This window comes from Streptomyces sp. NPDC060064, assembly GCF_042736455.1.
Taxonomy (GTDB): domain Bacteria; phylum Actinomycetota; class Actinomycetes; order Streptomycetales; family Streptomycetaceae; genus Streptomyces.
This window is the reverse complement of sequence record NZ_JBHWWF010000002.1, coordinates 205,751-231,569: the sequence shown is the minus strand read 5'-3', so window position 1 is coordinate 231,569 and position 25,819 is coordinate 205,751. Positions and strand designations below refer to the sequence as shown.

The following is a 25,819-nucleotide window of genomic DNA, read 5'->3' as shown; positions in this document are numbered from 1 at the left end:
ACGTGCACACCACAACCAGACGTAACTTCCTCGTCCTCACCGGCATCTCCGCGCTGGCGGCGGCCGGCTGCGGCACGGCGGTCGGCAGCGGCACGCGGAACACCACCACGCTCCGCTACCAGGGTTCGGTCGGCCAGGTCAGCCCGCCCGAACTCGCCGCTTCCCTCGGCTACTTGGAGGACCTGAAGCTCGAGTGGGTGGGTAACACCATCAGCGGTCCGCAGGACATCCAGTCCGCCGCGTCCGGCCAGACCGACTTCGGCGGCGCCTTCAACGGAGCCGTGGTCAAGCTCGCCGCCCGCAAGGCCCCCATCAAGGCCGTCGTCAGCTACTACGGCTCCGACAAGTACGCGTACAGCGGCTTCTACGTGACCGAGAAGAGCGCCATACGTACAGCCCGCGACCTCATCGGCAAGAAGGTCGGCATGAACACCCTCGGCGCCCACCACGAGGCGATGCTCGACATCTACCTCAAGAAGAACGGGCTGAGCCGGGCCGAGGCCGAGCAGGTCGAGCGGATCGTCATCCCCCCCGTCAACACCGAACAGTCCCTGCGCCAGCGCCAGATCGATGTGGCCGTACTCGGCGGCATTCTGCGCGACAAGGCGCTGGAGAACGGAGGCGTACGCAAGCTCTTCAGCGACTACGACCTGCGCGGGGCTTTCAGCGCCGGTACGTATGTCCTGACCGAGCGCTTCATCAAGCAGAACCCGGAGACCGCGCGGACCTTTGTCACCGGAGTGGGCAAGGCCCTGGACTGGGCCCGCACCACGCAGCGCGACGAGGTCGTCGCACGCATGACCGAGATCGTCGCCAAGCGCAAGCGCAACGAAAGCACCGCCGCGCTCAAGTACTGGCGTTCCTACGGCGTCTCGGCGCCGGGCGGCCGGATCGAGGAGAAGGAGCTGTCGGTCTGGGCCGACTGGCTCACCGAGCGCGGCGACCTCAAGTCCGGCCGGGTCAGCGTCTCCGACCTCTACACCAACGAGTTCAACAACCGTGCGAAGAAGGCGAGTTGATCCCGTGACCGCCAAGATCAGCTTTCGAGGGGTGGGCAAGACCTTCCCCGTACGCGGAAAACAGCAGCACGTCACCGCGCTGGACGGGATCGATCTCGATATCGCCGCCGGTGAGTTCGTGGTCGTCGTCGGCCCGAGCGGCTGCGGTAAATCCACCCTGCTCGACCTCCTCGGCGGACTCTCCGAACCCACCAGCGGTCAGATCCTGCTGGACGGCGAGCCCGTCACCGGACCGGGTCTGGACCGGGGCATCGTCTTCCAGCAGTACGCCCTGCTGCCCTGGCGCACCGCGCAGGGCAATGTGGAGTTCGGCCTGGAAGCCACCCGGGTGCCCCGCCGCGAGCGGGCCGAGCGTGCCAGGGAGTATCTGGCGCTCGTCGGTCTCAGCGGCTTCGAGGACCGGCATCCGCACGAGCTCTCCGGTGGCATGCGTCAGCGCGTGGCGATCGCCAGGAGCCTTGCCTACGACCCCGATGTGCTGCTCATGGACGAGCCGTTCGCCGCGCTCGACGCGCAGACCCGCGAGTCCCTCCAGGACGAGCTGCTGCGTATCTGGCAGCGCACCGGCAAGACGATCGTCTTCATCACGCACGGCATCGACGAGGCGGTCCATCTCGGACAGCGGGTCGCCGTCCTCACCTCCCGTCCCGGCCGGATCAAGGAGGTGGTCCCGATCGGCCTCGGCGACCGCGGCGCCGACACCGATCCGCGCTCCAGCCCCGAGTTCGCGCACCACCGCCATCAGATCTGGAACCTGCTGCGCGACGAGGTCAGCCGGGCCCAGCAAGAGGAGAGGGAGGCCGTAACGCTATGAGCATCGCCACCGAGAAGGCGCTCGCGACAGCCGTCGAGGTGAACGGCGCGGCGCAGCGCATCGACCCCGCACTCGCCCCACCAGTCCGTACCCGCGCACTGCCCGCCCCGGTCCGCCGCACCGGCCGGATCCTGCTGACTGTGGTCACCCGGAGCGTCGCCATCGCCGTGCTGCTCGCGGTGTGGGAGGCGGCGCCCCGGCTCGGACTCGTCGACCGGACGTTCCTGCCGCCGTTCTCGGAGGTCGCCGTCGCCTGGTGGCAGCTGCTCCTGGACGGCCAGCTCGCCGAACACACTCAGGCCAGCCTCCAGCGCTCGTTCACCGGCTTCGGTCTCGCGGTCGTCGTCGCCGTACCGCTCGGCCTGCTGATCGGCTGGTACCGGCCGCTCGCGAATCTCCTCGGGCCGCTCCTCGAGGTCTTCCGCAACACCGCCGCGCTCGCCCTGCTGCCGGTCTTCGTCCTGCTGCTGGGCATCGGTGAGACCTCGAAGATCTCCATCGTGCTGTACGCCTGCACCTGGCCGATCCTGCTGAACACCATCAGTGCCGTGAGCAGCGTCGATCCGACCCTGCTCAGGCTGGCCAGGTCGATGGACCTGCCCGCTCCGAGGATCTTCCAGAAGGTGATCCTGCCCGCCTCCGTGCCGACCGTCTTCACCGGCATCCGGCTGGCCGGCGCGGTCGCCATCCTGGTCCTCGTCGCCGCCGAGATGGTGGGCGCCAAGGCCGGGCTCGGCTATCTCGTCAACGCCTCACAGTTCAACTTCGCGATCCCCGAGATGTACGCCGGGATCATCACCATCTCCGCCATCGGCGTGGCCTTCAACCAGCTCCTCGTGGCTCTTGAACGTCGCTTCACGTCCTGGCGCACCCCGACCGGAAACTGAGGATCCACCCATGTCCGCCGACACCCCACGCCAGTTCCATCTCAACGCGTTCCTCATGAACGCCGGCCACCACGACGCCGCCTGGCGCCATCCGCGCACCCAGCCCGACCGGATCACTGATCTCTCGTACTTCCAGGAGCTGGCCCGTACCGCCGAGCGCGGCAGACTCGACTCGCTGTTCCTCGCGGACGGCGTCGCCCTGTGGGGCAATGCCCGCTACAACGCGGTCGGCGGTTTCGAGCCGCTCACACTGCTGTCCGCACTGGCCGTTGCCACCGAGCACATCGGTCTTGTCGCCACCGTCTCCACCACGTTCAACGAGCCCTTCCACGTGGCACGGAAGTTCGCCTCGCTCGACCACCTCAGCGGCGGGCGCGCCGGCTGGAACATCGTCACCTCCGGGAATGAGGCCGAGGCCAGGAACTTCGGTCGCGAGGAGCATCTGGAGCACGCTCTGCGCTACGAGCGCGCCGCCGAGTTCCTCGACGTGACCAAGAAGCTGTGGGACAGCTGGCGCGACGACGCGACGGTCATCGACCGCGAGCGCGGGGTCTACACGGAGGACGGCGCGGTACGGCCGATCGAGCACCGCGGCAAGCATTTCCGCGTCGACGGGCCGCTCAACGTACAGCGTTCGCCGCAGGGCCATCCACTGCTGGTGCAGGCCGGCTCCTCGGAGGACGGCAAAGAGTTCGCCGCCCGGTACGCGGAGGCGGTGTTCACCGCCCAGCAGACCCTCGCCGACGCCCAGACCTTCTACAAGGACCTCAAGTCGCGGCTCGCGAAGTACGGCCGTACGCCCGACCAGTTGAAGATCCTCCCGGGGATCTGCCCCATCATCGGCGCGACCGAGGCCGAGGCCCTGGCGCTGGAGGACGAACTGACGGGCCTGCAGGTCCCGGAGTACGGGCTGCAGCAGCTCTCCGGGATGCTCGGCACGGATCTGAGCGGTCTGCCCCTCGACGGTCCGCTGCCCGAGCTCCCCGAGGAGCAGGACATCAACGGCAACAAGTCCCGCTTCACGCTGGTGGCGGATCTCGCCCGGCGCGAGCAGCTCACCATCCGGCAGCTGATCGCCCGGCTCGGCGGCGGCCGCGGCCACCGGGTCTTCGCCGGTACGCCCGAGCAGATCGCGGACCAGCTCGAGCAGTGGTTCACCGAGGGCGCGGCGGACGGATTCAACATCATGCCGCCGTATCTGCCCGGCGGACTGGAGGACTTCGTCGACCAGGTGGTGCCGCTGCTGCAGGCGCGCGGCCTGTTCCGTACGGAGTACAGCGGTCGCACCCTGCGCGACCACTACGGCCTGGAGCGGCCCGCAGGCCGGCCCGCACTCACCCACTGACCCCGTTCACTCACCGCCCGGAGAAAGGCAGTACCCGCATGACCAGCACCGGTTTCGACATCCGCCGGATCGGCGGCCGCATCGGCGCCGAGATCCTCGGCGTCGACATCTCCACCGACCTCGACCCCGCCATCGTCACCGAGATCAGCGCGGCGCTCGTGGAGCACAAGGCGCTCTTCTTCCGCGGCCAACAGCTCGACGACGCCGCGCAGATACGCTTCGCCTCGCTCTTCGGCGAGCTCACGACCGCGCACCCCACAGTGCCTTCCGTGGAGGGCCAGCCGCACATCCTCCCGGTGGACGGTGACGAGGGCATCCGCGCGAACCAGTGGCACACGGACGTCACGTTCCTGCGCACGCCGCCGAAGGCGTCCACGCTGCGCAGCCTGGTGGTCCCGCCGTACGGTGGCAACACCCTGATCGCGAACTCCGTCACCGCCTACCAGGATCTGCCGGACGCGCTGCGCGAGCTGGCGGACCGGCTGTGGGCCGTCCACACCAACGCGTACGACTACGCCGAGCCGAAGTCGGAGAAGGCGGCCGAGCACCGCAGGCAGTTCGTCTCCACGAGGTATCGCACCGAGCACCCGGTGGTCCGCGTCCACCCGGAGTCGGGCGAGCGCGGCCTGTTCATCGGCGGCTTCGCACAGAGTCTGGTGGGCCTTTCGCCGTCCGAGTCACGCGACATCCTGCGGATCCTGCAGTCGTACGTGACCCGCCCGGAGAATGTCGTCCGGTGGACCTGGGCCCCGGGGGATCTGGTCCTCTTCGACAACCGCAGCACCCAGCACTACGCGCCCGACGACTACGGCGACCTGCCTCGGCTGCTGCACCGGGTGACGGTCGCGGGCGATGTCCCGGTCGGTGTCGACGGCGGGCTCAGCCGGGTCGTCGAGGGAGACGAGGCGGCTCACTACACGCCTGCCGCGGCCTGATTACGGGACAAAGCCGCAGAACGCGACAAGGCGGGTGGGCCGTCCCCGACGGCCCACCCGCCTCGCGTCTTCCGTGCCGGCGTCAGTGCTGCGCGCTACGACGCTTCCGCGCGGCCCACATGATGCCGCCGCCCGCGACGATGACCAGAGCGGCCGCGCCGCCGATCAGCGGTGTGGAGCTGGAGGAGCCCGTCTCGGCCAGGTCGCCCGAGGGGGAGCTCGGCTTGGTCGAAGCCGGGGGCACCTCAGCGGAGCTGGTGGCCGTGCTCGGCGTGTCGCTCGGCGTCTCGCTCGGCGAGGGAGTGGAACTCGGGGTCTCCGACGGGGTCGGACTGGGGGTGTTGTTCTCGCACACCGGCGCCGTCTCGGTCAGGTCGCGCGAGAACTTGTCGTTGTCGCCCGCCTTCACCACGAGGCGAACGGAGAGCTCCTTGTCATGCTTGGGGAGCTCGAGCTTCTTGTCGAAGCTCCCCCTGAACGTCTCGGTGGGCAGCAGGTCCTTGCCGTCCACCGTGACGGTCACGGTGTTGTCGTCCTTGGAGCTGTAGGCGGTGAGGTGGACGCTGACGTCGGTGCAGGTCACCTTCCACTCCGGGGTGTGCGCCTGAGCGGTTCCGGCCGCCAGGCCGACGCCGAACACGCCGGCCGTCGCGACCGCTGCGAAGGCGCCTGCGCGCCGCCACGATCTGTTTATTGTTGTCACAAATTCCTCCACGGTTGCCACGCCACCCATCTGGCGGTGGGCGCAGAGTACCGCCACGCTCACAGGGGTCGGCACCCACCCCACCTCCCCCACGACTGACTCGCGTCACTCCTACCGGCGTTCATGGCCATGGGCACACGGTGACCGAAATGAGCCGCAACAATTCCGACGCAAAGGCCCGCGTCACTGTCCTGGTCGCGCTCGCCGCGAATCCGGTGATCGCGGTGGCGAAGGCCGTCGCCGGAATCGCCGTGGGGTCTCCCGCGCTGCTGTCCGAGGCCGCGCACTCGGTCGCCGACAGCATGAACGAGGTGTTCCTTCTTCTCGCGGCGCGCCGCAGCCGTCGCCCGCCGGATGCCCGGCATCCGTTCGGTTACGGCAAGGAGCGCACTCCGCGGCTGATCTCAACGGCCTGGCCGCAGGCCGATCATGTCTTTCCGGACATCACGGAGGCGCCGGCGGACTGATGCGTCGCCGTCACTCCCTGGGCGGGTTCGTGGCGCGGGCCCAGAGCGGCAGGACGACCCAGCAGATGACGAACCAGACGACCATTGCGGCCACCAACAACAGGGCGAGCGAGTCGTCCACGACCAGTCGCAGGATCAGCAGCAGCGACGACGCCATCGTGCACAGCAGCAGAAACAGTCCGACAAGCGTGAGGCGGGAGGCCCATTGGACTGTCTCCGGTTTGAGCCGCCGGCCGGTGAGGAGCCGGTGGATGGACACGGGACCGATGAGAGCTCCGGTCGTCGCCGCCCCCAGCAGAATGGTGACCGTATAGATATTCCGGTCCGTGTCGGACAGGCCGGCAAAACGGGCCTGGAACGCCACCGTGAGCAGGAATCCGAACAGGACTTGCACACCTGTCTGGGCAACTCGCAATTCCTGAAGCAGTTCAACCCACAGCCGGTCCGCCCGTTCCTCCGGTGTCTCGTCCCGACCGCGCTCACGACCGTTTCCGCCTTGCTCCATCACCGGGCGCCTCCCTCATGTCCGTGTGGCGCTTTCCTCTTATACCGCACTCCTTATGCGGCGTCCTGCATGATCTCGCGGCGAAGTCGCTCGCAGGAGTTGCTGATCAGGCGTGACACATGCATCTGGGAGATGCCGAGGTCCTCGGCAATGCTGCGCTGTGTCATGTCGCGGAAGAACCGCATGTAGAGGATTTTCCGTTCCCGCGCCGGTAAGCGCCGCAGCCGGGGCTTGACTGCCTCCCGGTCGATGACGACATCGAGGGCGGGATCCTGGCCGCCCAGGCCGTCGCACAGTGTGTATCCGCCCTCGCCGCCCGGGAGTTCGGCGTCCAGGGACAGGGCGCTGAAGGAGTCGACGGCCTCCAGCCCGGCCTTCGCCTCCTCCGGCGTCAGCCCGGCCTGCGTGGCGATCTCCGCAAGGGTCGGCGCCCGGCCCGAGACGGTCTGGAGGAGCTCGCGCTGGGCCGCACGGACCCGATTGCGCAGGTCCTGGACCCGACGTGGCACATGGAGGGTCCACATGTGGTCACGGAAGTGCCGTTTGACCTCACCGGTGATGGTGGGGACGGCGAAGCCGGCGAACGCGGTACCGCGCTCGGGGTCGTACCGGTCGACGGCCTTGACCAGGCCCAGGGCCGCCACCTGGCACAGGTCTTCGAGGGACTCCCCGCGGTTCCTGAACCGGCCGGCGATCCGCTCCGCCATGGGCAGCCAGGCATTGACCAGCTGCTGGCGTACGGCCTCGCGTTGGGCCCCCTCGGGCAGGTGCGCCAGTCGGTCGAAGTCGGCTGCGGTGTCGGGGGCGTCGTCGTGCGGATGCTTCCTGCTCGCGTGTGTGCGCATGATGCGCTGCCACTCCCTCAGCGGTACGGAACGGATGATTGCCACCGCGGGAATTACGGATACACACGCAGCCACACCAGGGCGCGCCGTGCCACTCCCACGGACGTGCCTCCGGTCCGAAGCACGAAACGCGCCTGCCCTGAGCCTTGGCGATGAAACACGGGCAGATAAATCAGCGCCAATCGCGGACCGCCTGAAACCGACGTGTAGGCGGACGGGTAATGGGAACCCGCCAGGTGGAGGTGCAGACCATGTTTCCCATCCTGCTCGTTCTGCTGCTCGCACTCCTTCTCTTCGGTGTTGGTTTCGCCGTGAAGGCGCTCTGGTGGATTGCCATCATCGTCCTGGTCGTTTGGCTTCTGGGATTTGTGATGCGAAGCACGACACCCACGGGCACAAGGTCCCGTTGGTACAGGTGGTAGGCGAGAAGCGAATGATGAACGGCGGCCCTCGGGCCGCCGTTCATCATTTTCGGCGGTGCCCCCGACATGCCCGGTGAATCGCCTCGGTGAATCGCCTCGGCACCGTCAGCGCAGGGCGGCGAGACGTCGGCGGGCCGGGCCGATCGCTCGACCGCCACCGATCACGCCGGCCCATGGCTTGGTACGCGCCTGGTCGAGCGCATCGGTCACCGTCCAACGGCGGGCGGTGAGTTCGGGGTCCTTCAGCTGATCCCAGCTGACGGGGGTGGCCACCGGCGCGCCCGGCTTTGGCCGCACGGAGAACGGCGCCACGGCCGTCTGCCCATATCCGTTGCGCTGGACGTCCAGATAGAGGCGACCGCCTCTCGCCTGTTTGCGTACCTCGGTGGTCAGTCGGTCCGGGTCGCGGTCGGCGAGCGTCTGCGCGACCTCCCTGGCGAATTCACGCGCCTCGTCGAAGCCCGCCCCGCGCGCCAGCTGCACGATGACGTGCAGGCCCTTGGAGCCGGTGGTCAGCAGGACGGACGGCAGCTGGAGTTGGTCGAGCAGCTCACCGAGCTGCTCCGCCGCCCGCCGTACGGGTTCGAAGTCGTCCTCCGCCGGATCGAGGTCGAAGACCAGCCGGTCGGGCTGCTCCGGCCGGTTCGCGCGCGACAGCCAACGGTGGAAGGTGATGCACGCCTGATCGACCAGATGGATCAGGGTCGCGGTGTTGTCGCACACCGTGTGGGTCACAGTGCCGTCCGCCTTGGCCACCTCGGCCCTGCGCACCCAGTCCGGATAGTTGTCCGGGGTCTGTTTCTGCAGGAAGCCGGGGCCGCCGATGCCGTCCGGATGCCGTTCCAGCATCAACGGCCTGCCGCGCAGATGCGGCAGCATGAACGGCGCGATGCGGCGGTAGTAGTCGACGAGGTCTGCCTTGGTGAGTCCGTCGTCGGGAAAGAGGACCTTGTCGGGCCGGTGGATCTCAACGGTGCGCCGGCCTGCCCGCACCTTGTATGACATCTCACTGCTCCTTGTGAGGGGGTCCCCCGAGCCGGGGGACTTCCGGCGAGGCACTGTCCAGAGGAACCTGCGGGGAGCGGACGAGGCCCAGCTGGACGCTCTGGCGCGGCAGCACTGCGTCCAGCAGCCAGTCGGCGGTGACGCGTACCCGGTTCCCCGGCATGGCGGCCAGGTGGTAGCCGCGGGTGACGGCGCCCGCGAGCGGTCCCGACAGCGGGACGCCCAGCGGATTCGCGGCGGCCTGTATCCCGCCGAGGTCCACGGCGAAGCCCAGATCGTGGTGTTCATAGCTGCGCTGCTCGCCGTGGCCGAGAGTGGCGGCGATATTGAGTCCGGCCAGCTTTCCCTGCCGGGACGCGTGCTGGGCCGTCATCGGCGTGTACTCCCCGGGCCGGGTCGGATCGGGTACTGCCGCCGCGTCACCGCAGGCGAAGACCTCGGGACAACCGGGTACGTTCAGCCGGGAGTCGACGACGAGACGGCCGTGCTCGAGGGGCAGCCCGACCTCGGAAACCAGCGGGTCGGGACGTACGCCCACGCACCAGACCAGCGTCCTCGTGTCGATGAACTCCCCGTCGTCCAGCAGGACTCCTGCCTGGGTGGCCTCCTTGACGGAGGTCCCGGTGCGCACGTCGACGCCGCGACGGCGCAGTACCCGGTCGGCCGTCGAGGACAACCTGCGGTCCAGCCCGGGCAGCACCCGGTCCGCGACGTCCAGCAGCAGCCAGCGCGCCCGGCCGTGGTGTTTCCCGGCGCGCTGCCTACGTGTCAGTGCGTCCGTGAACAGTTTTCCCTGGGCGGCGACTTCGGTGCCGGTGTAGCCGGCGCCGACGACCACGAAGGTGCGGCGGGAGGCGCTCTCCTCGGCGGTCGCGGCACCGGCGGCCATCTCGATCTGTCGGGTGATGTGGTCGCGCAGGTACAGCGCCTCCGGCAGACCGCGGAAGCCGTGCGCGTGGTCGGCGATCCCGGGCACGGGAAGCAGCTTGTTGATACTGCCCACGGCGAGTACGAGGCGGTCGTACGCAAGCGCGCCGGAACCGCCTTCGGGATCGGTGTAGTGAACCCGCCGGTCCGCCAGGTCGACACCGGTGGCCTCGCCGAGCACCAGCCGTACCCGCGGCAGGGCATCGGGGACCGAGACTGTCACCCGGCGGGGTTCCAGGATCCCCGCTGCGACCTGTGGCAGCAGCGGCAGATAGAGGAAGTAGTCGGTGGGGTTGAGCAGGACGATCTCGGCCCGGTCCCGGACGGTCCGGGACAGCGCGCGAGCGGCCTGGAAACCGGCGAAACCGGCTCCGACGACAACGACACGGGAACGACTCACAATCAACTCCGGTGCAGGAGAGGGTGTGGTGCGGAAGAGGATGTGGTGCTGGAGGGGTGCGGTGCGGCAAGCGGCCCGGCGGATGCCCCTGGGCACCGCGCCAAACCGGCACCGTCACTCGTAGCGGCGACCTCGCTCCTCATCGACCACCGGGGTTGCCGGCGGCACGACGACGCGACGACGTTTGGCGATGCTGGTGAACGTGACGACGCCGATGATGCCGACGACCATCAGAATCAGGCCGACCACGTCGAGGTTGGCGCCCTGCACCTTCCAGTCGGTGGCGAACGTGAGGATCGCCCCTGCGGCAATGAGGATGATGCACCCACCGAGACCCATGTGACTCACCTTCCGGTTCGAACTGCTGGTCGCGGCCGAGTACCCGCGCCGGGACCAGCCATGCGTCTACGAGCCTCATGCATCGCGGCATCGGTCCTTCGGACCTGCGCTTCAGACGCGCGCGGCCACAGCGGGTTCGCTGCCGGCCGGGACACTGTCCCTCGCAACCGGCGAGCTCGCGGACAGCGGCCTGAACTCGCGCAACAGCGGCATCGGTGCAGACGGCTTCGCAGCCACGCGTTGCGCTGCCTTCGCACGCCTGCTGAACCAGATGACCTTGCCCGTGGCGGTGCCGCATGTCCCCCAGCTGTCGCTGAGGACGGCAACCGTGGCCAGTCCGCCCTTCGACGGAGAGGAACTGTGGATCCGGGGCATCCGGCGGTCCTTGTCGGCCACGGACGCGATCACGTGCCTCCCGGTCCAACGCAGCTCCACGACACACGTCTTGTCGCCCGGCACGTGCTGTACGACGTTGCCGACGAGCTCGTCGACGGCACGACAGACAGGCACGATATGGGGCTCGAGGCTCCAGTACCGAAGGTGCGCTGCGAGAATGCGCCGGATCTGCGGGATCCGCTCGGGTGATGCCGACACTTCGATGCTGTAGCGGCAGGCGACCGGAACGTTCATGACCGTGGCTCCTCACCGCGACGGCTTCACCCATTCGCATGCGGAACCCCGAGTACGAAGAGTGAGCCTTTGTCGCTTCTGGGTCACTATCAGACTGCACCCGGAATACCGCAAACCGCAACGCGCGGGGACAATCGGCCACCACGGCACAGGTCGGCGCCGGCAGCTGATGAGCCCAACCGGACCGGCGCCTCCGTTCCCTCGTACGTGGGGAACGTCCAGATCCAGTACCGCGATCACGGCGCTCGAAACGCCGCACAGGGGAGTTCCAGCTTCGGCCAGGAAGCCTGCGGGCACGTGTCCTGCTCGGCACTCGGGGCAACAACGTGAGGGAGGCGCAGGGCGTGCCAACCGGCCCGTAGAGCCGGAAGGGGAGCAGGAGCATGACGCGGATGGACAACACCGGATCGGCCCTCGAGAGAACTTCTGCCGCGGCGTGGGCGGCCTCGGACGAGACGCAGTACCGCGTCGTCAGCGCGGAGCTCGAAGCGCAGGCGCTGCGGGAGGAAGTGGCCGGGCTGCGCCACGCGCTCAGCACGCACCCGGTGATCGACATGGCGCGCGGGGTCATCATGGCGACCGCCTCATGCACGCCGGACCAGGCCTGGCAAGTGCTGGTGAATGTCTCCCAGCACACGAACATCAAGCTCCGCGAGATCGCGCAGCACATCGTGGACAGCGTCGAAGGACCGCCGCCCGCCAAGCCGGTCCGGGCCGCACTGAGCTCCGCACTCTCGGCCCTGCCCGACCGCGGTCGGTGAGTCGGGGCGTGCGCCGCACCCCCGAGGCCCTTCAGCTCCCGAGTGAGCGCTTCAGTTCCGCCTTGTTCATCGAGGACCTGCCATGGATACCGCGGCGCTGCGCCTCGGCGTACAGCTGGTCGTAGGTCGGCCCTTCGGATCCGCTGTGGGAGCGCTTGCCGCCGCGCCGGGACGAAGACATGTCCTGCGTGGAACTCTTGCTCGCCGTCCTGGACTCGCCCGAGCGGGCACGTTCCTTGTTGACCGTCCTGGCAGCGATCTCCTCCGCGCGCTTCTTGCTCTCGCCGCGCTGCTCAGCGCTCTCCTTGATGTGTTCGTACTGCCGTTCCCGCTTGGGACTAGAACCGCGAGGCATGACAACTCCTGTCTGAGACTGTTGCCCGCAACTGTCCGGACGTTTTCCCCACTACCCTGTGCCGCGCCGTATACCACCGCAATCCGGGTACCGACCGGCGCGACCTTCGGCGCAGCGGGAAGCAGCGGGAAGGCCGGGTCCGGACATCTGCCGTGCAAGGAATGCCCGCGTAGAATCCAGATCGGGCGCGATCACACACTTCGCGTTGTCTGCTCGGAATGGGAGTAGTCGTGACCATGCCTGCGCAGGAGCCTCCGGCTTCAGGCGGCGGGCACGAAGAGCTGTCCGCAGCGGTCGTCAGCCTGACCACCGAGAACGCCACTCTCCGCGAGCGACTCACGCGACGGCACCTGACCGACCTGGCCACCGGGATCCTGGTGACCCAGCTGGAGGCGTCGCCCGCCGAGGCGGCCGAACACCTCGTACTGCTCGCCGAGGCAACCGGCCTGAGCGCCGAAGATCTCGCCGCGGACATCGTGAACGGCGCGGCGGGAACCATCGCCGTCACGTCACCCACTCCGCCCGTCGGAGACGAGGGCGCCGTTGCCGAGGCCCGCCGGATACGCCGTGTCGCCACCGCGGCAGAGGCGAACGACACCGTCAGCGAGGCCGCGGCCACCCTGCTGCAGGGCGGCATGAGCCCGCTCGGGGTGGAGAGCCTCTGGTTGTGGCGGCTCACAGAATCCGACTGTCTCCGCCTCGCCGGACACGCCGGGGTGAGCGCCGGGGAAGCAACGCGGTGGCAGTGGATCCCGCCGGCGGCCCCGGCGCCGTTCCAGCAGGTGGTCACCGAAGGTTCCCCCGTCTGGCTGGCCTCCGGGCCTCCGCCGGATGTGGCGCTGCCGGGCCCCGGCCCCGAAGCTGCCCGCGCCCTCCTCCCACTGCGGCTGAGAGGCTCGACCGTAGGGCTGGCTCTCGCCGTCTGGCCGGGCCGCGCGGATCTTGACGAAAGCGTCCGGCGGGCGCTCACCGATGTGATCGAAGTGGCGGCGAGGGTCCTCAACGCCACCGACGCCGAACCGTCCCAGTCGCCGCTCCTCGACGACCTGGTCGACGCGCTGGCCCATCCCGCGATGACCTTGCGCCGCGATCCGGCCACCTCGACCCTGTCGGTGGAACACCTCAACGGGCCGGCGTCCGAAGCTCTCGGCGGGACACACCGGACGGGGCAGCCCCTCGAAGTCGCGCTCCCCCGGCACCATTCCGATCTCGCGCTGCTCTCCCAGCGCGCGCACTCCGGCACCTCCCTTCAGCGCGCGGCCAGGCTGCCAACGGAGCACGGCGCGGGCTCCCCCGCGCCTCTTCTCGACGTACGGGTCCTGCCGGTCGGCGCCGAACGCACCCTCGTGCTGTGGCACACCAGCAGCGACCGGCGGTTGTCCGCCACCCGCGCGGTGGGCCAGCTGCAGGGCGTCGCGCCGTTCGAGGACGATCTCACCAGGGGCACATCGAAGTGGAGTGAACAGGCGTACGGAATTCTCGGCATCGACCGGGAGTCGGAACCGATCCCTCTCACAGCCCTGCGGCTCCGCGTGCACCCGGAGGATCGTGACGATCTGACCGAACTCCTGATGACGCTGACCGAGCGGCGGAAGGGCGCGGTCGCGGTCGTCCGCGTCATCCGTGAGGACGGCGGAATGCGACATGTACGCATCGCCGCAGAGCCCCTCATGGACGAGGGCGCCCTCACCGGAATCACCGGCATCACCGGAATCACCGGCGTCTACCAGGACGTCTCCACGGGATTCCACACGGAGGTCGCCCTCACCGCCACGTTCGACCAGCTCACCGCCGTCCAGGCGCAGGCAACCCTCCGGCACCGGCTGGTTCTCCAGCTCCAGCAGGCGATCGTCCCCGAGATGCCCGCCCTTCAGCGACTGCCCGGACTGCAGGCCACGGCCCGCTACCGGCCCGCGGCCCAGGAGTACCGCGTGGGCGGTGACTGGTACGACGTCGTCCCGCTGCCCAGCGGCAAGGTGCTGGTGGCGGTCGGCGACATAGCGGGGCACGGTATCGACGCCGCCACCGGAATGGTCGCCCTGCGTAACGCGCTGCGGGGACTGGCCTTCACCGGGCACACCCCTGGACGGCTCATGGAATGGCTGAACGACGTCACGGTGAACACGCAGGGCCACCCGACCGCCACCGCGGTCTGTGCACTCTACGACCCGGCCGACCGGACCCTGTGCTGGGCGAGCGCCGGGCATCTGCCGCTCCTGCTGATACGTGACGGCAGAGCGCGGCTGCTCGATCCGCCAGGGAACATCCTGCTGGGGGCCGTGCCGTCCTTCGTCTACCAGGAGCGGACCACCCAACTACTGCCCGGCGACACACTGCTGCTGTACACGGACGGACTCATCGAGCGCCGCCACGACGGACTGGACGAGGGCCTGGCCACACTCCTGCGGGCGGCGGAGAAACTGAGCTCCCTCGAGGTCGAGGAGCAGGCCGACCGGCTGCTGAGCGGCGCCACGGGTGACACGGACGACGACACAAGCCTTATCGCGGTCCGCGTCTGCCCAGAACGCTGAGGTGTCGGTGCCGGGCAGCGCGCCACCCGTCCCGGTTCAGCCGTCGCGCGCCAGCCACATACGGATTCTCGCCATCAGATCGTCCGCGTCCACCGGTTTGGCCACATAGTCATTGGCTCCGGCGGCCAGAGCCTTGGCACGGTCCCCCGGCATGGCCTTGGCGGTGACCGCGATGATCGGCACATCGGCGAAGCGGGGCATTTCCCTGATCGCCGCCATGGTGGCGGTGCCGTCCATACCGGCCATCATCACGTCCATCACGACGAGATCCACCTCGTCGTGCGCCATGAGCAGATCGATCCCCGCTCTGCCGTTGTCCGCCTGAAGCACCAGCATCCCCTCGCGTTCCAGGACCTGAGTCAGCGCGAAGATGTTCCGGGTGTCGTCGTCCACCACCAACACCGTGTGCCCGGTGGCTGGTTCGCCCCCGCGAGGCACGCCTTCCGCGTACTCCTCAGTACCGTCGTGCGACTGCTGCTGGAGCGCCGGGGCCCGCACGGGCAGGTAGAGCGTGAAGGAGCTGCCCCGGCCCACAGCGCTCTCCGCGACGATGGCACCGCCGAGGAGCTGAGCCACCTCCCGGCTGATGGACAGTCCGAGTCCGGTGCCACCGTAGCGGCGGGATGTGGTCCCGTCGCCCTGCTGAAAAGCTCCGAACACGCTCTGCAGACGGTCGGCCGGGATGCCGATTCCGGTGTCGGAGACACGGAAGGCGACAATCGGACCGCGGTCGTGCAGGGCAGGAGGCAGCTCGTCGCCGGCGGCGTGGTGGACGCGGAGTTCGACGCGGCCCTGCTCGGTGAACTTCAGCGCGTTGGAGACGAGATTGCGCAGCACCTGCCGGAGCCGGGACTCGTCGGTGATGAGTTCGTCGGGGAGCCCCGGCGTGGCGATCACACGGAACTCCAGCTCGCGTTCGCTCGCCACCGGGCGGAAAGTCGCCTCGACGTACTCCAGGAGCTGGTGCAGCGCGAACGGCTCGGCGTGGATGTCCATCTTTCCGGCTTCGACCTTCGACAGGTCCAGGATGTCGTTGATCAGCTGGAGCAGGTCGGACCCCGCGGAGTGGATCACCTCGGCGTAGTCGACCTGTTTCTGTGTCAGGTTGCCCTCGATGTTCTGGGCGAGCAACTGGGCAAGTATCAGCAGGCTGTTCAGCGGCGTACGCAGTTCGTGGCTCATATTGGCCAGGAACTCGGACTTGTACATCGAGGTACGGGAGAGCTGCTGGGCGCGGGCCTCCAGCTCCTGGCGGGCCTGCTCGATCTCCAGGTTCTTGCGCTCGATGTCCCGGTTGCGGTCCGCCAGCAGCGCCGCCTTCTCCTGGAGTTCGGCGTTGGAACGCTGCAGCTCCTCCTGACGTGCCTGCAACTCCCGGGAACGGGTGCTGAGTTCCGCCGTCAGCCGCTGCGACTGGTCCAGGAGTTCGTCCGTACGCACATTGGCGATCAGCGAGCTGACGTTCACGCCGACCGTCTCGATGAACTGGTCGAGGAAGTCCCGGTGGATGGCGGTCAGCGGGCGCAGGGCCGCCAGTTCGATGACGCCGAGCGCCTGCTCCTCCACGACGATCGGCAGCACGATCAAGTGGCTGGGATCCATGCGGCCGGTGCCGGACACGATGGTCGCGTAGCCGGGTGGCAAGTCGTCCACGGTGATGGTGTGGCGGCTCTGCGCGGCCTGGCCGACCAGCGACTGTCCCAGCCGGAAACGGCGCGGTTCTGCGGCCGGGTCGTCGGGCGCGCCGTAGGCGGCGATCATGACCAGTTCTGTTCCACGGCCCTCGTCCCCGGCCAGGAAGAAGCCGCCGTACTGGGCGGAGACGAGCGGGGGCACTTCCGTCATGATCAGCTCGGCGACCGCGGAGAGGCTTCGGGTGCCCTGTATGAGGCTCGATATACGGGCCAGATGGGTCTTGAGCCAGTCCTGTTCCTCATTGGCCCGGACCGTCGCGCGCAGCGACTCCACCATCGCGTTGATGTTGTCCTTGAGATCTCCGACCTCGCCGGGAGCCTCCACCGTGATGGACCGGGTGAGATCGCCTTCCGCGACCGCGCTGGTCACTTTGGCGATGGCACGCACCTGGCGGGTCAGATTGCCGGCCAGTTCGTTGACGTTCTCGGTAAGCCGCTTCCAGGTGCCGGAAACGCCCTCCACCTCGGCCTGGCCGCCCAGCCGCCCCTCGCTGCCGACCTCGCGGGCCACCCGCGTGACTTCGGCGGCGAATGAGGACAGCTGGTCGACCATGGTGTTGATCGTGGTCTTGAGTTCCAGGATCTCCCCGCGCGCGTCGACATCGATCTTGCGCGTCAGGTCGCCACCGGCGACGGCCGTGGTGACCTGGGCGATGTTGCGAACCTGGTTGGTGAGATTGGTCGCCATGGAGTTGACGTTGTCGGTCAGATCCTTCCAGGTGCCCGACACTCCTCGGACGGTGGCCTGACCGCCGAGCTTTCCGTCCGTTCCCACCTCGCGGGCAACCCGGCTGACCTCCTCGGCGAACGAGGACAGCCGGTCCACCATCGTGTTGATGGTCTCCTTGAGCTCCAGGATCTCCCCGCGCGCGTCCACCCTGATCTTCTGGGTGAGGTCGCCGCGGGCCACGGCCGTAGCGACCTGGGCGATGGACCGGACCTGGGACGTCAGGTTGTCCGCCATGGTGTTGACGCCGGTGGTGAGCTCCTGCCACACGCCGCTCACTCGCGGTTCCTGCGCGTGACCGCCGAGCAGGCCCTGTCCGCCGACCTCCCGGGCGACCCGGGTGACCTCGGAGGTGACCACCGACAGCTGGTCCACCATGCCGTTGTAGATGGTCGCGATCTCGCCGAGCAGCCCTTCGGCGTCGGGAAGCCTGGCCGAGAGGTCGCCGTCCCGTACGGCCGTCAGCCCGGCCAGCAGTTTCCTGAGTCCTTCCTCGCTCAGCTCTGCGGGCAGCCGGGCCTGATGGGGATCAGGCATGTGGGCAGGCACATCCATCGCTGACCTCGCGCTGTCGTGACTCGCGACGCCGTGCTGCGAGAACCCGCAGCGTGGCGGCCTCAACGGCTCTTCCCACTGTGGCATGCGGTATCGGTCCGGACACCCGGGGCGGTACGCAGGCATCACCCGTCGTCACACAGGCATCGCCCGGTCCTCGGGGACCCTCGCTCGGGACGGCCCGGTCATTCGGGGACGGCCACCACGAACCAGACCGCCTTGCCCGTTCCGCGCGGCACCCATCCCCAGCCCGCGGACAGCCGCTCGAGCAGATAGAGGCCGTGCCCCGAGGACCGGGCCGCGCGATGCGGGCCATGAGGCCGCGGCCGTACCGGACTGGTGTCGCTGACCTGGACCCACAGACGCCCGGGGGACCGGTCGAGCCTCAGCTCGCACGGAGTCCCACCATGCAGGCACGAATTGGTGACGACCTCGGATACGAGCAGCAGCACGTCGCCTCTTACGACGTTCCCCGCCGGGCCGGAGAGGCTGAACCACTCGTCGAGCACCCGCCGCGTCAGGTCTCGGCACTGGCCCACCACACCTGAGCCGCCCTTCAGGGAAAAACGGCGGCTGTAGGTCACTCTCCGCTCTTTCTGTGCCCACTCCATATCATGCCGATGCCCCGTAAACCGACATCAAAGCATCAGAAGTGGGCATCTTTAAGGACAGGAAGCTCGTACGACGGTCGCGCTGTGCCCGACAGCGCCGACCTCCGCCCCGTCGAAGGAGCCTCATGTCCAGCGGGATTCATACCGCCTCCAGCGGGATTCGTACTGACCAGATCGCCGCGGCTGTCGCGCCGCCGCCACCGGGGCACGAGGTGCGCCGTACCGCGCTGGACGGCCTGCCGGAGATCACCGATCCCTTGTCGGTCAGCCCTGTGGACGCACGGACTCTGTCAACGTCGTTGTTCAAGCGTCTGGGCGCGCTCGACGAGGGCACTCCGGAGTACTCATACGTCCGCAACACGCTGGTCGAGCTCAATCTGAGTCTGGTGAAATTCACCGCGCAGCGGTTCCGCAACCGGGCCGAGCCCATGGAGGACATCGTCCAGGTCGGGACGATCGGTCTCATCAAGGCGATCAACCGATTCGACGTGTACCGGGGCGTGGAATTCGCCAGCTTCGCTCTTCCGACCATTGTCGGCGAGATCAAGCGGTCCTTCCGGGACACCAGCTGGGCCGTCCAGGTACCGCGCAGGCTCCAGGAGCTGCGGATCGACCTGGCCAAGGCCCGGGACGCCATGGAGCAGCACCTGGGACGCCTGCCGACCGCGCCCGAGCTTGCCGAACACCTCGGCATCACCGAGGCCGAGGTGGTCGAGGGCGAACGGGCGGCCAATGGGTACGTGGCGCGATCCCTGGACTGGCCGCTCGACGACGACGAAGGTTCTCTCAACGCGGTCACCCGCACTCTTGGCGAGGAAGACCCGGCGTTCGACATCGTGGAGTCCGTGGAATCCCTCAAGCCGCTGATCGCCGGCCTCGGGGACAGGGACCGTCTCATACTGTCGCTGCGCTTCGGCGAGGAACTCACGCAGTCCGAGATCGCGGCCCGTCTGGGCCTCTCCCAGATGCATGTCTCGCGGCTGCTGGCGCGCATATGCTCGACGCTTCGTACCGCGCTGCTGGACGATGCGCAGCCCAGAGCCGCTAACGGTTCCGGGTAGGACGAGCCCGCTCGGCACCTGAGGGAGAGCCGACCTCGAGCCAGACGACCTTGCCGTCGCCGCGCGGGGCCCAGCCCCAGCTCCGCGCGAGCCGCTCCAGCACGATCAGACCGTGGCCGCCGGGCTGCGAGGCGTCTTGGGGCGGCCGGGGCCTCGGAGACTCCGGGCTGGCGTCGGCGACCTCGATCCGTAGCCGTTCGCCGTCGTGCATCAACACCAGTTCCGTCGGGCCGCCGGCGTACAGACAGGCGTTGGTGACCACCTCGGAGACGAGGAGCAGCACGTCCTCGACGAGTTCCGCCTCGTCCGTCTCCGGCTCCTCCTCCGCCGCCGGCTCGGCGGGGATCCATCCCCAGTCCTTCAGCGCCTCCCTGGTGAAGTCACGGCAGCGGCTCACCACCCCCTTGGTCCCGAACAGCGCCAGACGGCGGGTCTGCCCCTGTCCGCGGAGGCTCACGCCCATCGGCTCCTCCGCTACTTCGGCCGCTGGTCCGCCAGCGCCTCGTCGAGACTGGCGTACACCCGGAACACCGCGTGCGCGCCCGTGATGTCGAACATGCGCGCCACCGGTGGGCGCAGCGCGGCGAGCTCCAGGCGGCCACCCGCTTCGCTCGCGGCGAGCCGCGCACGCAGCAGCACGTTCAGGCCGGTGGAGTCGCAGAACCGCAGTTCGGCGCAGTCGACCACAATCCGCTCGGCTCCGGCCTCCACGGCTTCCGCGAGTGCCTCACGCAGCGGATCGGCAGTGTCGTGATCGAGTTCGCCGACGAGTAGGAGTACGACGGCGTCGGCCTCCGCTCTCACTTCGACACTGAGGCGCCCTCTGCCGGCGACACCCTCCCGCTGTGGCTGCCCGGCGGCTCCCGACACCATGGGGGTCCTCCCACCTCCTTGACGTACATCCGGTCAGTTCGACTATTGCCCGACTGGGCCGACGCGGCCAGCCCGGCGAGGGGCGAGGGCGTGTTTTGCGCGACTGTGCGTGCCAGGGGTCGCGGGGCATGCGGGACTTCTCAAACACCCTAGAACCGCCGGGGAGTGATGCGTCGCTCCCCGGGCCGCCGATCCGGCCGTGCCTGCGCGATGTAGCGTTCCGCCGCGATGACGGCCTCGGCCGCCGTGCGCCTGCCCATCAGCACGCACAGGGTGTACACGGTGTCTTCGAAGCGGCTACGGGCACGGGGGTCGTGCGGGGCGACAAGAACGCGGCGTTCCTGCGCCCGATAACGGGCCATCAGGCCGGCGATCACACCTGCATCCGGCATCAACATCAGTGCCCTCCTTGACTGAAAGCACCAGCGGGAGTCGGGCCGCAAGGGCGGATGATCAGAGCGGGCTCCCGCTCGAAAGAGCGTCACCCGGCCGTTCATTCTCGCCCGGAGCATTCACACCCGCCATTCGTGTGATTACTTACAGCAATCAAGGGGCTGCTGCACCGTTCACTCAGCATGATCGGCGCCCTTGCGGGCAGGAGCGCCTCGTCTGTTCCCCGCCCGACACGGAAAGAGATCCCGACGCGTGTCCTCCCACTCCTCTACCCCGGGTTCGCCGATCTACGACCAGATGGTTCGCGAGCGCGGCGACGTTCTCGCCGAAGCCCGAACCATCGCCGCGCTGGCCCATCAGTACGCGGACCAAGCACTGGGGCAGAGTGTCCCGGTCCAGCGGGACCCCGTCGAGCGGCGCTGAACGCCCCCGTAATCAACACTGTGTGCTCTTGAAGCCGACGGGTACCCGGCACCGTATGACGGTCGAAAAAACGAGTGTCCTCGTCCTGGACTGTGCCGAGCCCACAGAGCTGGCGGAGTTCTACGCCGGCCTGTTCCACGCAGAACTGCGGATCGGGCGCGACCCCGACTTCGTGGAAGTCATCGGTCATAACGGCGTACATCTGGCGATTCGCAAGGATCACGGTTACGCGCCACCCAGCTGGCCGCGGCCCGAGGACTCCCAGCAGGCGCATCTGCGCATCCTGGTGGACCTCGGCGACATGGACGAAGCCGAACGCGAGGCAATCAGCCTCGGCGCCCGGCCGGTGGACACCAAGGACAACGGCGGCCCGCGCGACGTACGTGTCTATGCCGACCCGGCCGGGCACTCCTTCTCGCTGGCCGTGTCTCCGCGAGGCCGGAACGCCGGCTCTCGGCTGCCACGTCAGTGAGCGCTGCGTCGACTGAACATCCGCGCCCACCAGCGTTTCACGGCGGACCACAGCCCGAGGGCGTGGTCCGCCTGCGTGAAGACGGAGGACATGCGCAAGTCACCAGCCACCCAGGGCAGTTGAGGAGTGCCTTCGAGTAGATCCCTCTGCGCGCGCCGGCCTTCCCGCTCCCGCGCCGCTCCTTCCCTGGCCACGGCGCCATCAGACCTCAGCAGGCCTCAGCGCGGGCCCGGCTGCGCTGTTCGCGGCCCGTACCTCCTTCTTTCACACGGCCGACACCGCCCCTTCCTTTCCAGTCGCTCCTCTTGGAAACTCCGCTCACTCCTGTTTCCTCACTCCAAGAGGTGCCCACTCTCATGCCTGAACTCAATCGGCGCCGCTTCCTCCAGATCGCCGGCGCGACCGCCGGCTTCGCGGCCCTGTCGAGCAGCATCGACCGCGCCGCCGCCATCCCCGCCAGCCGCCGCTCCGGCACCATCAAGGACGTCGACCACATCGTCGTGCTGATGCAGGAGAACCGTTCGTTCGACCACTACTTCGGCGCGCTGAAGGGCGTACGCGGATTCGGTGACCCGCGTCCCGTCACGCTGCCCGGCGGCAAGTCGGTCTGGCACCAGTCGGACGGCACCAAGGACGTGCTGCCCTACCACCCGGACGCCGAGGACCTCGGCATGCAGTTCATCGAGGGCCTCAACCATGACTGGCAGGGCGGCCACAAAGCCTGGAACCAGGGCAAGTACGACCAGTGGATTCCCGCCAAATCCGCGGGGACGATGGCGTATCTGACGCGCGAGGACATCCCGTTCCACTACGCGCTCGCGGACAAGTTCACCGTGTGCGACGCCTACCACTGTTCGTTCATCGGAGCCACCGACCCCAACCGCTACTACATGTGGACCGGGCACACCGGAAACGACGGCAAGGGCGGCGGGCCCGTTCTCGGCAACGACGAGGCCGGATACGACTGGACGACGTACCCCGAGCGGCTGGAGCAGGCCGGGATCTCGTGGAAGATCTACCAGGACATCGGCGACGGCCTGGACGCGGGCGGCTCCTGGGGCTGGATCGAGGACGCCTACCGCGGCAACTACGGCGACAACTCCCTGCTGTACTTCAACAAGTACCGCAATGCCAAGCCCGGCGATCCGCTCCACGACAAGGCGCGCACCGGCACCAACGCGAAGAGCGGCGACGGCTACTTCGACATCCTCAAGGCCGATGTGAAGGCCGGGAAGCTCCCCCAGGTCTCCTGGATCGCCGCGCCCGAGGCCTTCAGCGAGCACCCCAACTGGCCCGCCAACTACGGCGCCTGGTACATCTCGCAGGTGCTGGACGCGCTCACGTCCAACCCCGAGGTGTGGAGCAGGACCGCGCTGTTCATCACGTACGACGAGAACGACGGCTACTTCGACCACATCACCCCGCCCTACCCGCCGGCCTCCGCCGCCCAGGGCCTGTCCACCGTGGACGCCAAGCTCGACCAGTTCGGCGGGAACAGCACCTACGCCGCCGGACCCTACGGCCTCGGCCAGCGTGTGCCCATGCTCGTCGTATCGCCCTGGAGCACCGGCGGCTACGTGTGCTCGGAGGTCTTCGACCACACCTCGATCATCCGGTTCATGGAGCGCCGGTTCGGTGTTGGCGAGCCGAACATCTCACCGTGGCGGCGCGCCGTCTGCGGCGACCTCGCCTCGGCCTTCGACTTCGGGCTCAAGGACACCAGGCCCGCCTCGCTCCCGGACACCGACGGATACGAGCCGCCGGACCGCGAGCGGCACCCCAGCTACGTGCCGAAGCCGCCTGCCAACCCGGTCCTGCCCAAGCAGGAGCGGGGTTCGAGGCCCGCGCGCCCGCTGCAGTACGCACCGCTGGTGGACGGGGCCGCGACGCCGGCGACCGGGCGCTTCACGCTCACCTTCAGCGGCGGCGCAGCGGCGGGAGCGTGCTTCTCCGTCACGTCGGCGAACCGCACCGACGGACCGTGGACCTACACCGCCGAAGCCGGCAAGAAGATCTCCGACACCTGGAACACGGCCTACTCGAAGGATGTGTACGACCTCTCGGTGTTCGGCCCGAACGGCTTCCTGCGCACTTTCAGGGGCCCGGGCAAAACCGCAGGCCCCGAGGTGACGGCCCGCCATGTCCCGGGCGGCTGCATCGAGCTGACGATGACCAATGCGGGCACCGTCGACTGCCAGCTGAAGGTCACCAATGCGTACGGTGGAAAGCGCGAGACGTTCACCGTGCGCAAGGGCGGACGCGTGGTGCACACGGTGGACCTGCGTGCGAGTAAGCGCTGGTACGACCTGACCGTGGTGTCCGACAAGGACGGCACATTCCTTCGCCGGTTCGCCGGACACGTGGAGAACGGTCAGCCCGGCGTGAGCGACCCGGCCATCATCACCGTCTGACCTGCCGACCCGCTACGGCCGCCCGCCGAACCCGCGGGCGGCCGTGGTCCGACACCTCGATACGGACTCGCCGCGAAATGCACGACTTGGCGCAGAATTCGTGATTTCGTCATTGAATTGGCCGATATCCTTGTCGTAGGAGTCCTCTGTGCGCAGTTTCGCCGTCTCGGCAGTTGTGGTCGCCACGCTCGCTTCGGGTGGTTCCATCTGGGCGGCGAACAGCCCCGGCGGGCCCTCCCAGCTCACGCAGGAGGGCAACGGCACCAACATCCTTGTGGTCGGAATCGACCGGCGTACCGGCATTTCCGCCACGGACCGGAACCGCCTGCACGTCAACGGCCGGGAGTGCAACTGCACAGACGTGATGATGCTCGTGCACCTTGCCGAGAACGGACGGCGGATGAGCGTGGTGTCCATCCCCCGCGACTCCTATGTGGAATTCGCCGAACACGCACACCCCCGCCACTCCGGGAAGATCAATGGCGCCTTTGCGCACGGCGGTGGAGATCTGGCCGTACGGACCGTGGAGCAGGCGACCGGCCTACGGATCGATCACTATCTGGAAACGGGCTTCAAAGGCTTTGCCGACACCGTGGACCGCCTCGGCGGAGCGAAGGTGTGCACGGACCAGCCTCTGACAGACCTCAATTCGGGGCTTCAACTGGCTGCGGGCACGCACCAGCTGAATGGCAAACGCGCCCTGCGCTACGTACGCGCCCGGCATGTCTCCCCGCCGGGTGATCTGGGCCGGGTCCGCCGCCAGCAGCGCGTACTCGTCGAGATGATGTCCCGGCTGAGGTACGGAGGAGCCTTTACCGACCCGGCTGCCGCCGCCCGCACGGCCCGCACGCTGCTGAAGTCGGTACGCACCGACGCGGACACCGGCCTCAGTGACCTCATCGGCCTGGGCTGGGTAGTGGGCCGGCTGAACGCACAGCAGACGGAGTTCGCGACCGTGCCCATTTCGGACTTCGACCACCGAGTGCCGCAGTGGGGCTCCACACTTCTGTGGCACAAGGAACGTTCCGCCGCACTGTGGGCGGCCCTGCGTGCGGACCGGTCGATCATCAACGACTCGCGCATCCAGCCCACCAAGGACGTCCCGGTCGAGTTTCCGCCGTCCACCATTCGGCTTCGCGTCACCGATCCCGAGGTCGCCCAGTCGCTTCGTGCGAATGGGTTCGCGGTGGAGGGCCCCTCGGGTCAGCCTGGTGCGCCACGGCCGCAGGGCCCGACCGTCATCACCTACGACCCGTACTGGGCCCGCTACGCGCCCACCCTCGCCGCCGCGCTCCCCGGCGCCCGGCTGGATCCCGTCACCGGGCACGGCCAGGTCTTCGACGTCACCGTCGGATCCGAGGCGGCCGCGGTCGTCAAGGTCGTCCATGACCGCAGCGGCGTCGAAGGCGCGCCGACCTCCGGCGACCGGCTGCGGTGCGGGACGTCCTGAGGTGCTTGTCCCCCGGCCCGACTGAGCTGCTTGTCCCCCGGCCCGACTGAGCTGCTCGCTCCCCCCAAGAGCTGGGCCGCCGCCGGGGGTTCCGGTCCGCTCGGTGACCGAATCGCGCCCTGGCCGGTCGGCCTGCCGACCACGGAGGATGCACGGGCAGTCCTCACGGATTGCCCCGTGTAGATCCATGTGGCCGAGCAGAGGAAGCAGGGGGGAAGTTACTCATGAAGCGAAGACCGTTAAGGCCCGTGGTACCCCG

At 68.4% G+C, this 25,819-nt stretch carries 26 protein-coding genes and 1 pseudogene; 14 read left to right on the top strand and 13 right to left on the bottom strand.

Annotation, left to right across the window (positions count from 1 at the left end):
• Positions 1 to 2: 2 nt before the first annotated feature.
• The 5 genes from ACFWDI_RS03330 to ACFWDI_RS03310 are packed head-to-tail and all read left to right on the top strand — an operon-like array spanning position 3 to position 5,000.
• Positions 3 to 1,019 carry an ABC transporter substrate-binding protein gene (locus ACFWDI_RS03330; protein ID WP_385301024.1) on the top strand — a complete coding sequence of 339 codons (1,017 nt, stop codon included), beginning with the start codon at positions 3 to 5 and terminating at the stop codon, positions 1,017 to 1,019.
• 4 nt (positions 1,020 to 1,023) lie between these two features.
• Positions 1,024 to 1,833 carry an ABC transporter ATP-binding protein gene (locus ACFWDI_RS03325; RefSeq protein ID WP_385301023.1) on the top strand — a complete coding sequence of 270 codons (810 nt, stop codon included), beginning with the start codon at positions 1,024 to 1,026 and terminating at the stop codon, positions 1,831 to 1,833.
• The gene (locus tag ACFWDI_RS03320; RefSeq protein ID WP_385301022.1) at positions 1,830 to 2,720 is read left to right on the top strand and encodes an ABC transporter permease; all 891 of its coding nucleotides are present in this window, start codon (positions 1,830 to 1,832) and stop codon (positions 2,718 to 2,720) included. The genes ACFWDI_RS03325 and ACFWDI_RS03320 overlap by 4 nt, the downstream gene beginning before the upstream one ends.
• Before the next feature lie 10 nt (positions 2,721 to 2,730).
• Positions 2,731 to 4,065, top strand: a complete 1,335-nt coding sequence (locus ACFWDI_RS03315) for an LLM class flavin-dependent oxidoreductase (RefSeq protein WP_385301021.1) — start codon at positions 2,731 to 2,733, stop codon at positions 4,063 to 4,065.
• A 38-nt stretch (positions 4,066 to 4,103) separates the two neighbouring features.
• On the top strand, positions 4,104 to 5,000 hold the full coding sequence (locus tag ACFWDI_RS03310; protein ID WP_385301020.1) for a TauD/TfdA dioxygenase family protein: 897 nt from the start codon (positions 4,104 to 4,106) through the stop codon (positions 4,998 to 5,000).
• Between the two features lie 82 nt (positions 5,001 to 5,082).
• On the opposite strand, the gene ACFWDI_RS03305 is transcribed toward ACFWDI_RS03310, so the two are convergent.
• Positions 5,083 to 5,703: an LAETG motif-containing sortase-dependent surface protein gene (locus tag ACFWDI_RS03305; RefSeq protein ID WP_385301019.1), complete on the bottom strand. Its 621-nt coding sequence runs from the start codon at positions 5,701 to 5,703 to the stop codon at positions 5,083 to 5,085.
• Between the two features lie 140 nt (positions 5,704 to 5,843).
• Here ACFWDI_RS03305 and ACFWDI_RS03300 point away from each other — a divergent pair.
• Positions 5,844 to 6,092: pseudogene (locus tag ACFWDI_RS03300) on the top strand (cation diffusion facilitator family transporter); the annotation flags it as partial.
• Between the two features lie 88 nt (positions 6,093 to 6,180).
• Here the strand turns inward: ACFWDI_RS03300 and ACFWDI_RS03295 are convergent.
• Both ACFWDI_RS03295 and ACFWDI_RS03290 read right to left on the bottom strand, forming a co-directional pair.
• The gene (locus tag ACFWDI_RS03295) at positions 6,181 to 6,675 is read right to left on the bottom strand and encodes a DUF6328 family protein (RefSeq protein WP_385301018.1); all 495 of its coding nucleotides are present in this window, start codon (positions 6,673 to 6,675) and stop codon (positions 6,181 to 6,183) included.
• Positions 6,676 to 6,728: 53 nt separating this feature from the next.
• The gene (locus ACFWDI_RS03290; RefSeq protein ID WP_385301228.1) at positions 6,729 to 7,520 is read right to left on the bottom strand and encodes a SigB/SigF/SigG family RNA polymerase sigma factor; all 792 of its coding nucleotides are present in this window, start codon (positions 7,518 to 7,520) and stop codon (positions 6,729 to 6,731) included.
• Positions 7,521 to 7,771: 251 nt separating this feature from the next.
• On the opposite strand from ACFWDI_RS03290, the gene ACFWDI_RS03285 reads away from it, so the two are divergent.
• A complete protein-coding gene (locus ACFWDI_RS03285; protein ID WP_362685195.1) occupies positions 7,772 to 7,942 on the top strand; it encodes a hydrophobic protein in 171 nt (56 codons plus the stop codon).
• A gap of 105 nt (positions 7,943 to 8,047) precedes the next feature.
• Here the strand turns inward: ACFWDI_RS03285 and ligD are convergent, their stop codons facing one another.
• The 4 genes from ligD to ACFWDI_RS03265 all read right to left on the bottom strand — a co-directional run bounded on the left by ligD (position 8,048) and on the right by ACFWDI_RS03265 (position 11,243).
• Positions 8,048 to 8,947: a non-homologous end-joining DNA ligase gene (ligD, locus tag ACFWDI_RS03280; protein WP_385301016.1), complete on the bottom strand. Its 900-nt coding sequence runs from the start codon at positions 8,945 to 8,947 to the stop codon at positions 8,048 to 8,050.
• Position 8,948: 1 nt separating this feature from the next.
• Positions 8,949 to 10,274, bottom strand: a complete 1,326-nt coding sequence (locus ACFWDI_RS03275; protein WP_385301015.1) for an NAD(P)/FAD-dependent oxidoreductase — start codon at positions 10,272 to 10,274, stop codon at positions 8,949 to 8,951.
• 114 nt (positions 10,275 to 10,388) lie between these two features.
• Positions 10,389 to 10,613, bottom strand: coding sequence for a DUF6458 family protein (locus ACFWDI_RS03270; protein ID WP_327321635.1), 225 nt, complete (start codon positions 10,611 to 10,613; stop codon positions 10,389 to 10,391).
• Positions 10,614 to 10,724: 111 nt separating this feature from the next.
• Positions 10,725 to 11,243 (bottom strand): ATP-binding protein, encoded by a 519-nt coding sequence (locus tag ACFWDI_RS03265; RefSeq protein WP_385301014.1) that lies wholly within the window; start codon positions 11,241 to 11,243, stop codon positions 10,725 to 10,727.
• Between the two features lie 383 nt (positions 11,244 to 11,626).
• On the opposite strand from ACFWDI_RS03265, the gene ACFWDI_RS03260 reads away from it, so the two are divergent.
• Positions 11,627 to 12,004 (top strand): ANTAR domain-containing protein, encoded by a 378-nt coding sequence (locus tag ACFWDI_RS03260; RefSeq protein ID WP_385301013.1) that lies wholly within the window; start codon positions 11,627 to 11,629, stop codon positions 12,002 to 12,004.
• A gap of 31 nt (positions 12,005 to 12,035) precedes the next feature.
• Here ACFWDI_RS03260 and ACFWDI_RS03255 read toward each other — a convergent pair whose 3' ends face one another.
• Positions 12,036 to 12,359 carry a plasmid stabilization protein gene (locus ACFWDI_RS03255; protein ID WP_385301012.1) on the bottom strand — a complete coding sequence of 108 codons (324 nt, stop codon included), beginning with the start codon at positions 12,357 to 12,359 and terminating at the stop codon, positions 12,036 to 12,038.
• Positions 12,360 to 12,595: 236 nt separating this feature from the next.
• Here ACFWDI_RS03255 and ACFWDI_RS03250 point away from each other — a divergent pair, with 236 nt between their 5' ends.
• On the top strand, positions 12,596 to 14,890 hold the full coding sequence (locus tag ACFWDI_RS03250; protein WP_385301227.1) for a SpoIIE family protein phosphatase: 2,295 nt from the start codon (positions 12,596 to 12,598) through the stop codon (positions 14,888 to 14,890).
• A gap of 36 nt (positions 14,891 to 14,926) precedes the next feature.
• On the opposite strand, the gene ACFWDI_RS03245 is transcribed toward ACFWDI_RS03250, so the two are convergent.
• Together ACFWDI_RS03245 and ACFWDI_RS03240 are read right to left on the bottom strand one after the other, a co-directional pair.
• Positions 14,927 to 17,866, bottom strand: coding sequence for a HAMP domain-containing protein (locus tag ACFWDI_RS03245; RefSeq protein ID WP_385301010.1), 2,940 nt, complete (start codon positions 17,864 to 17,866; stop codon positions 14,927 to 14,929).
• A gap of 185 nt (positions 17,867 to 18,051) precedes the next feature.
• On the bottom strand, positions 18,052 to 18,450 hold the full coding sequence (locus ACFWDI_RS03240) for an ATP-binding protein (protein WP_385301009.1): 399 nt from the start codon (positions 18,448 to 18,450) through the stop codon (positions 18,052 to 18,054).
• Positions 18,451 to 18,602: 152 nt separating this feature from the next.
• Between ACFWDI_RS03240 and ACFWDI_RS03235 the strand changes: the two genes are divergently transcribed.
• Entirely contained in the window at positions 18,603 to 19,538 is a 936-nt protein-coding gene (locus ACFWDI_RS03235) for a SigB/SigF/SigG family RNA polymerase sigma factor (RefSeq protein ID WP_385301008.1), read from the top strand.
• On the opposite strand, the gene ACFWDI_RS03230 is transcribed toward ACFWDI_RS03235, so the two are convergent.
• The 3 genes from ACFWDI_RS03230 to ACFWDI_RS03220 form a co-directional block, all read right to left on the bottom strand.
• Entirely contained in the window at positions 19,522 to 20,001 is a 480-nt protein-coding gene (locus ACFWDI_RS03230) for an ATP-binding protein (protein ID WP_385301007.1), read from the bottom strand. The genes ACFWDI_RS03235 and ACFWDI_RS03230 overlap by 17 nt on opposite strands.
• Before the next feature lie 11 nt (positions 20,002 to 20,012).
• Positions 20,013 to 20,411 (bottom strand): STAS domain-containing protein, encoded by a 399-nt coding sequence (locus tag ACFWDI_RS03225; RefSeq protein ID WP_385301006.1) that lies wholly within the window; start codon positions 20,409 to 20,411, stop codon positions 20,013 to 20,015.
• A gap of 149 nt (positions 20,412 to 20,560) precedes the next feature.
• Positions 20,561 to 20,809, bottom strand: a complete 249-nt coding sequence (locus ACFWDI_RS03220; protein ID WP_385301005.1) for a DUF5133 domain-containing protein — start codon at positions 20,807 to 20,809, stop codon at positions 20,561 to 20,563.
• A 247-nt stretch (positions 20,810 to 21,056) separates the two neighbouring features.
• Between ACFWDI_RS03220 and ACFWDI_RS03215 the strand changes: the two genes are divergently transcribed.
• The 4 genes from ACFWDI_RS03215 (at position 21,057) to ACFWDI_RS03200 (ending at position 25,560) form a co-directional block, all read left to right on the top strand.
• Positions 21,057 to 21,227, top strand: coding sequence for a hypothetical protein (locus ACFWDI_RS03215; RefSeq protein WP_385301004.1), 171 nt, complete (start codon positions 21,057 to 21,059; stop codon positions 21,225 to 21,227).
• A gap of 55 nt (positions 21,228 to 21,282) precedes the next feature.
• Complete coding sequence (locus ACFWDI_RS03210; protein WP_385301003.1) at positions 21,283 to 21,699, top strand: VOC family protein; 417 nt, start codon at positions 21,283 to 21,285, stop codon at positions 21,697 to 21,699.
• A 356-nt stretch (positions 21,700 to 22,055) separates the two neighbouring features.
• Positions 22,056 to 24,110 (top strand): phosphocholine-specific phospholipase C, encoded by a 2,055-nt coding sequence (locus ACFWDI_RS03205; protein WP_385301001.1) that lies wholly within the window; start codon positions 22,056 to 22,058, stop codon positions 24,108 to 24,110.
• Positions 24,111 to 24,258: 148 nt separating this feature from the next.
• Complete coding sequence (locus ACFWDI_RS03200; protein WP_385301000.1) at positions 24,259 to 25,560, top strand: LCP family protein; 1,302 nt, start codon at positions 24,259 to 24,261, stop codon at positions 25,558 to 25,560.
• Positions 25,561 to 25,819: the final 259 nt, after the last annotated feature.

What these genes read in the sequence shown, in the direction of transcription:
- ACFWDI_RS03210 (WP_385301003.1), top strand. Translation starts at nt 21,283, where the DNA reads ATGACGGTCGAAAAAACGAGTGTCCTCGTCCTGGACTGTGCCGAGCCC.
- ACFWDI_RS03260 (WP_385301013.1), top strand. Translation starts at nt 11,627, where the DNA reads ATGACGCGGATGGACAACACCGGATCGGCCCTCGAGAGAACTTCTGCC.
- ACFWDI_RS03285 (WP_362685195.1), top strand. Translation starts at nt 7,772, where the DNA reads ATGTTTCCCATCCTGCTCGTTCTGCTGCTCGCACTCCTTCTCTTCGGT.
- ACFWDI_RS03250 (WP_385301227.1), top strand. Translation starts at nt 12,596, where the DNA reads ATGCCTGCGCAGGAGCCTCCGGCTTCAGGCGGCGGGCACGAAGAGCTG.
- ACFWDI_RS03205 (WP_385301001.1), top strand. Translation starts at nt 22,056, where the DNA reads ATGCCTGAACTCAATCGGCGCCGCTTCCTCCAGATCGCCGGCGCGACC.
- ACFWDI_RS03255 (WP_385301012.1), bottom strand. Translation starts at nt 12,359, where the DNA reads ATGCCTCGCGGTTCTAGTCCCAAGCGGGAACGGCAGTACGAACACATC.
- ACFWDI_RS03230 (WP_385301007.1), bottom strand. Translation starts at nt 20,001, where the DNA reads ATGGGCGTGAGCCTCCGCGGACAGGGGCAGACCCGCCGTCTGGCGCTG.
- ACFWDI_RS03270 (WP_327321635.1), bottom strand. Translation starts at nt 10,613, where the DNA reads ATGGGTCTCGGTGGGTGCATCATCCTCATTGCCGCAGGGGCGATCCTC.
- ACFWDI_RS03320 (WP_385301022.1), top strand. Translation starts at nt 1,830, where the DNA reads ATGAGCATCGCCACCGAGAAGGCGCTCGCGACAGCCGTCGAGGTGAAC.
- ligD (WP_385301016.1), bottom strand. Translation starts at nt 8,947, where the DNA reads ATGTCATACAAGGTGCGGGCAGGCCGGCGCACCGTTGAGATCCACCGG.
- ACFWDI_RS03235 (WP_385301008.1), top strand. Translation starts at nt 18,603, where the DNA reads ATGTCCAGCGGGATTCATACCGCCTCCAGCGGGATTCGTACTGACCAG.
- ACFWDI_RS03225 (WP_385301006.1), bottom strand. Translation starts at nt 20,411, where the DNA reads ATGGTGTCGGGAGCCGCCGGGCAGCCACAGCGGGAGGGTGTCGCCGGC.
- ACFWDI_RS03315 (WP_385301021.1), top strand. Translation starts at nt 2,731, where the DNA reads ATGTCCGCCGACACCCCACGCCAGTTCCATCTCAACGCGTTCCTCATG.
- ACFWDI_RS03290 (WP_385301228.1), bottom strand. Translation starts at nt 7,520, where the DNA reads ATGCGCACACACGCGAGCAGGAAGCATCCGCACGACGACGCCCCCGAC.
- ACFWDI_RS03310 (WP_385301020.1), top strand. Translation starts at nt 4,104, where the DNA reads ATGACCAGCACCGGTTTCGACATCCGCCGGATCGGCGGCCGCATCGGC.
- ACFWDI_RS03265 (WP_385301014.1), bottom strand. Translation starts at nt 11,243, where the DNA reads ATGAACGTTCCGGTCGCCTGCCGCTACAGCATCGAAGTGTCGGCATCA.
- ACFWDI_RS03295 (WP_385301018.1), bottom strand. Translation starts at nt 6,675, where the DNA reads ATGGAGCAAGGCGGAAACGGTCGTGAGCGCGGTCGGGACGAGACACCG.
- ACFWDI_RS03220 (WP_385301005.1), bottom strand. Translation starts at nt 20,809, where the DNA reads ATGTTGATGCCGGATGCAGGTGTGATCGCCGGCCTGATGGCCCGTTAT.
- ACFWDI_RS03245 (WP_385301010.1), bottom strand. Translation starts at nt 17,866, where the DNA reads ATGGATGTGCCTGCCCACATGCCTGATCCCCATCAGGCCCGGCTGCCC.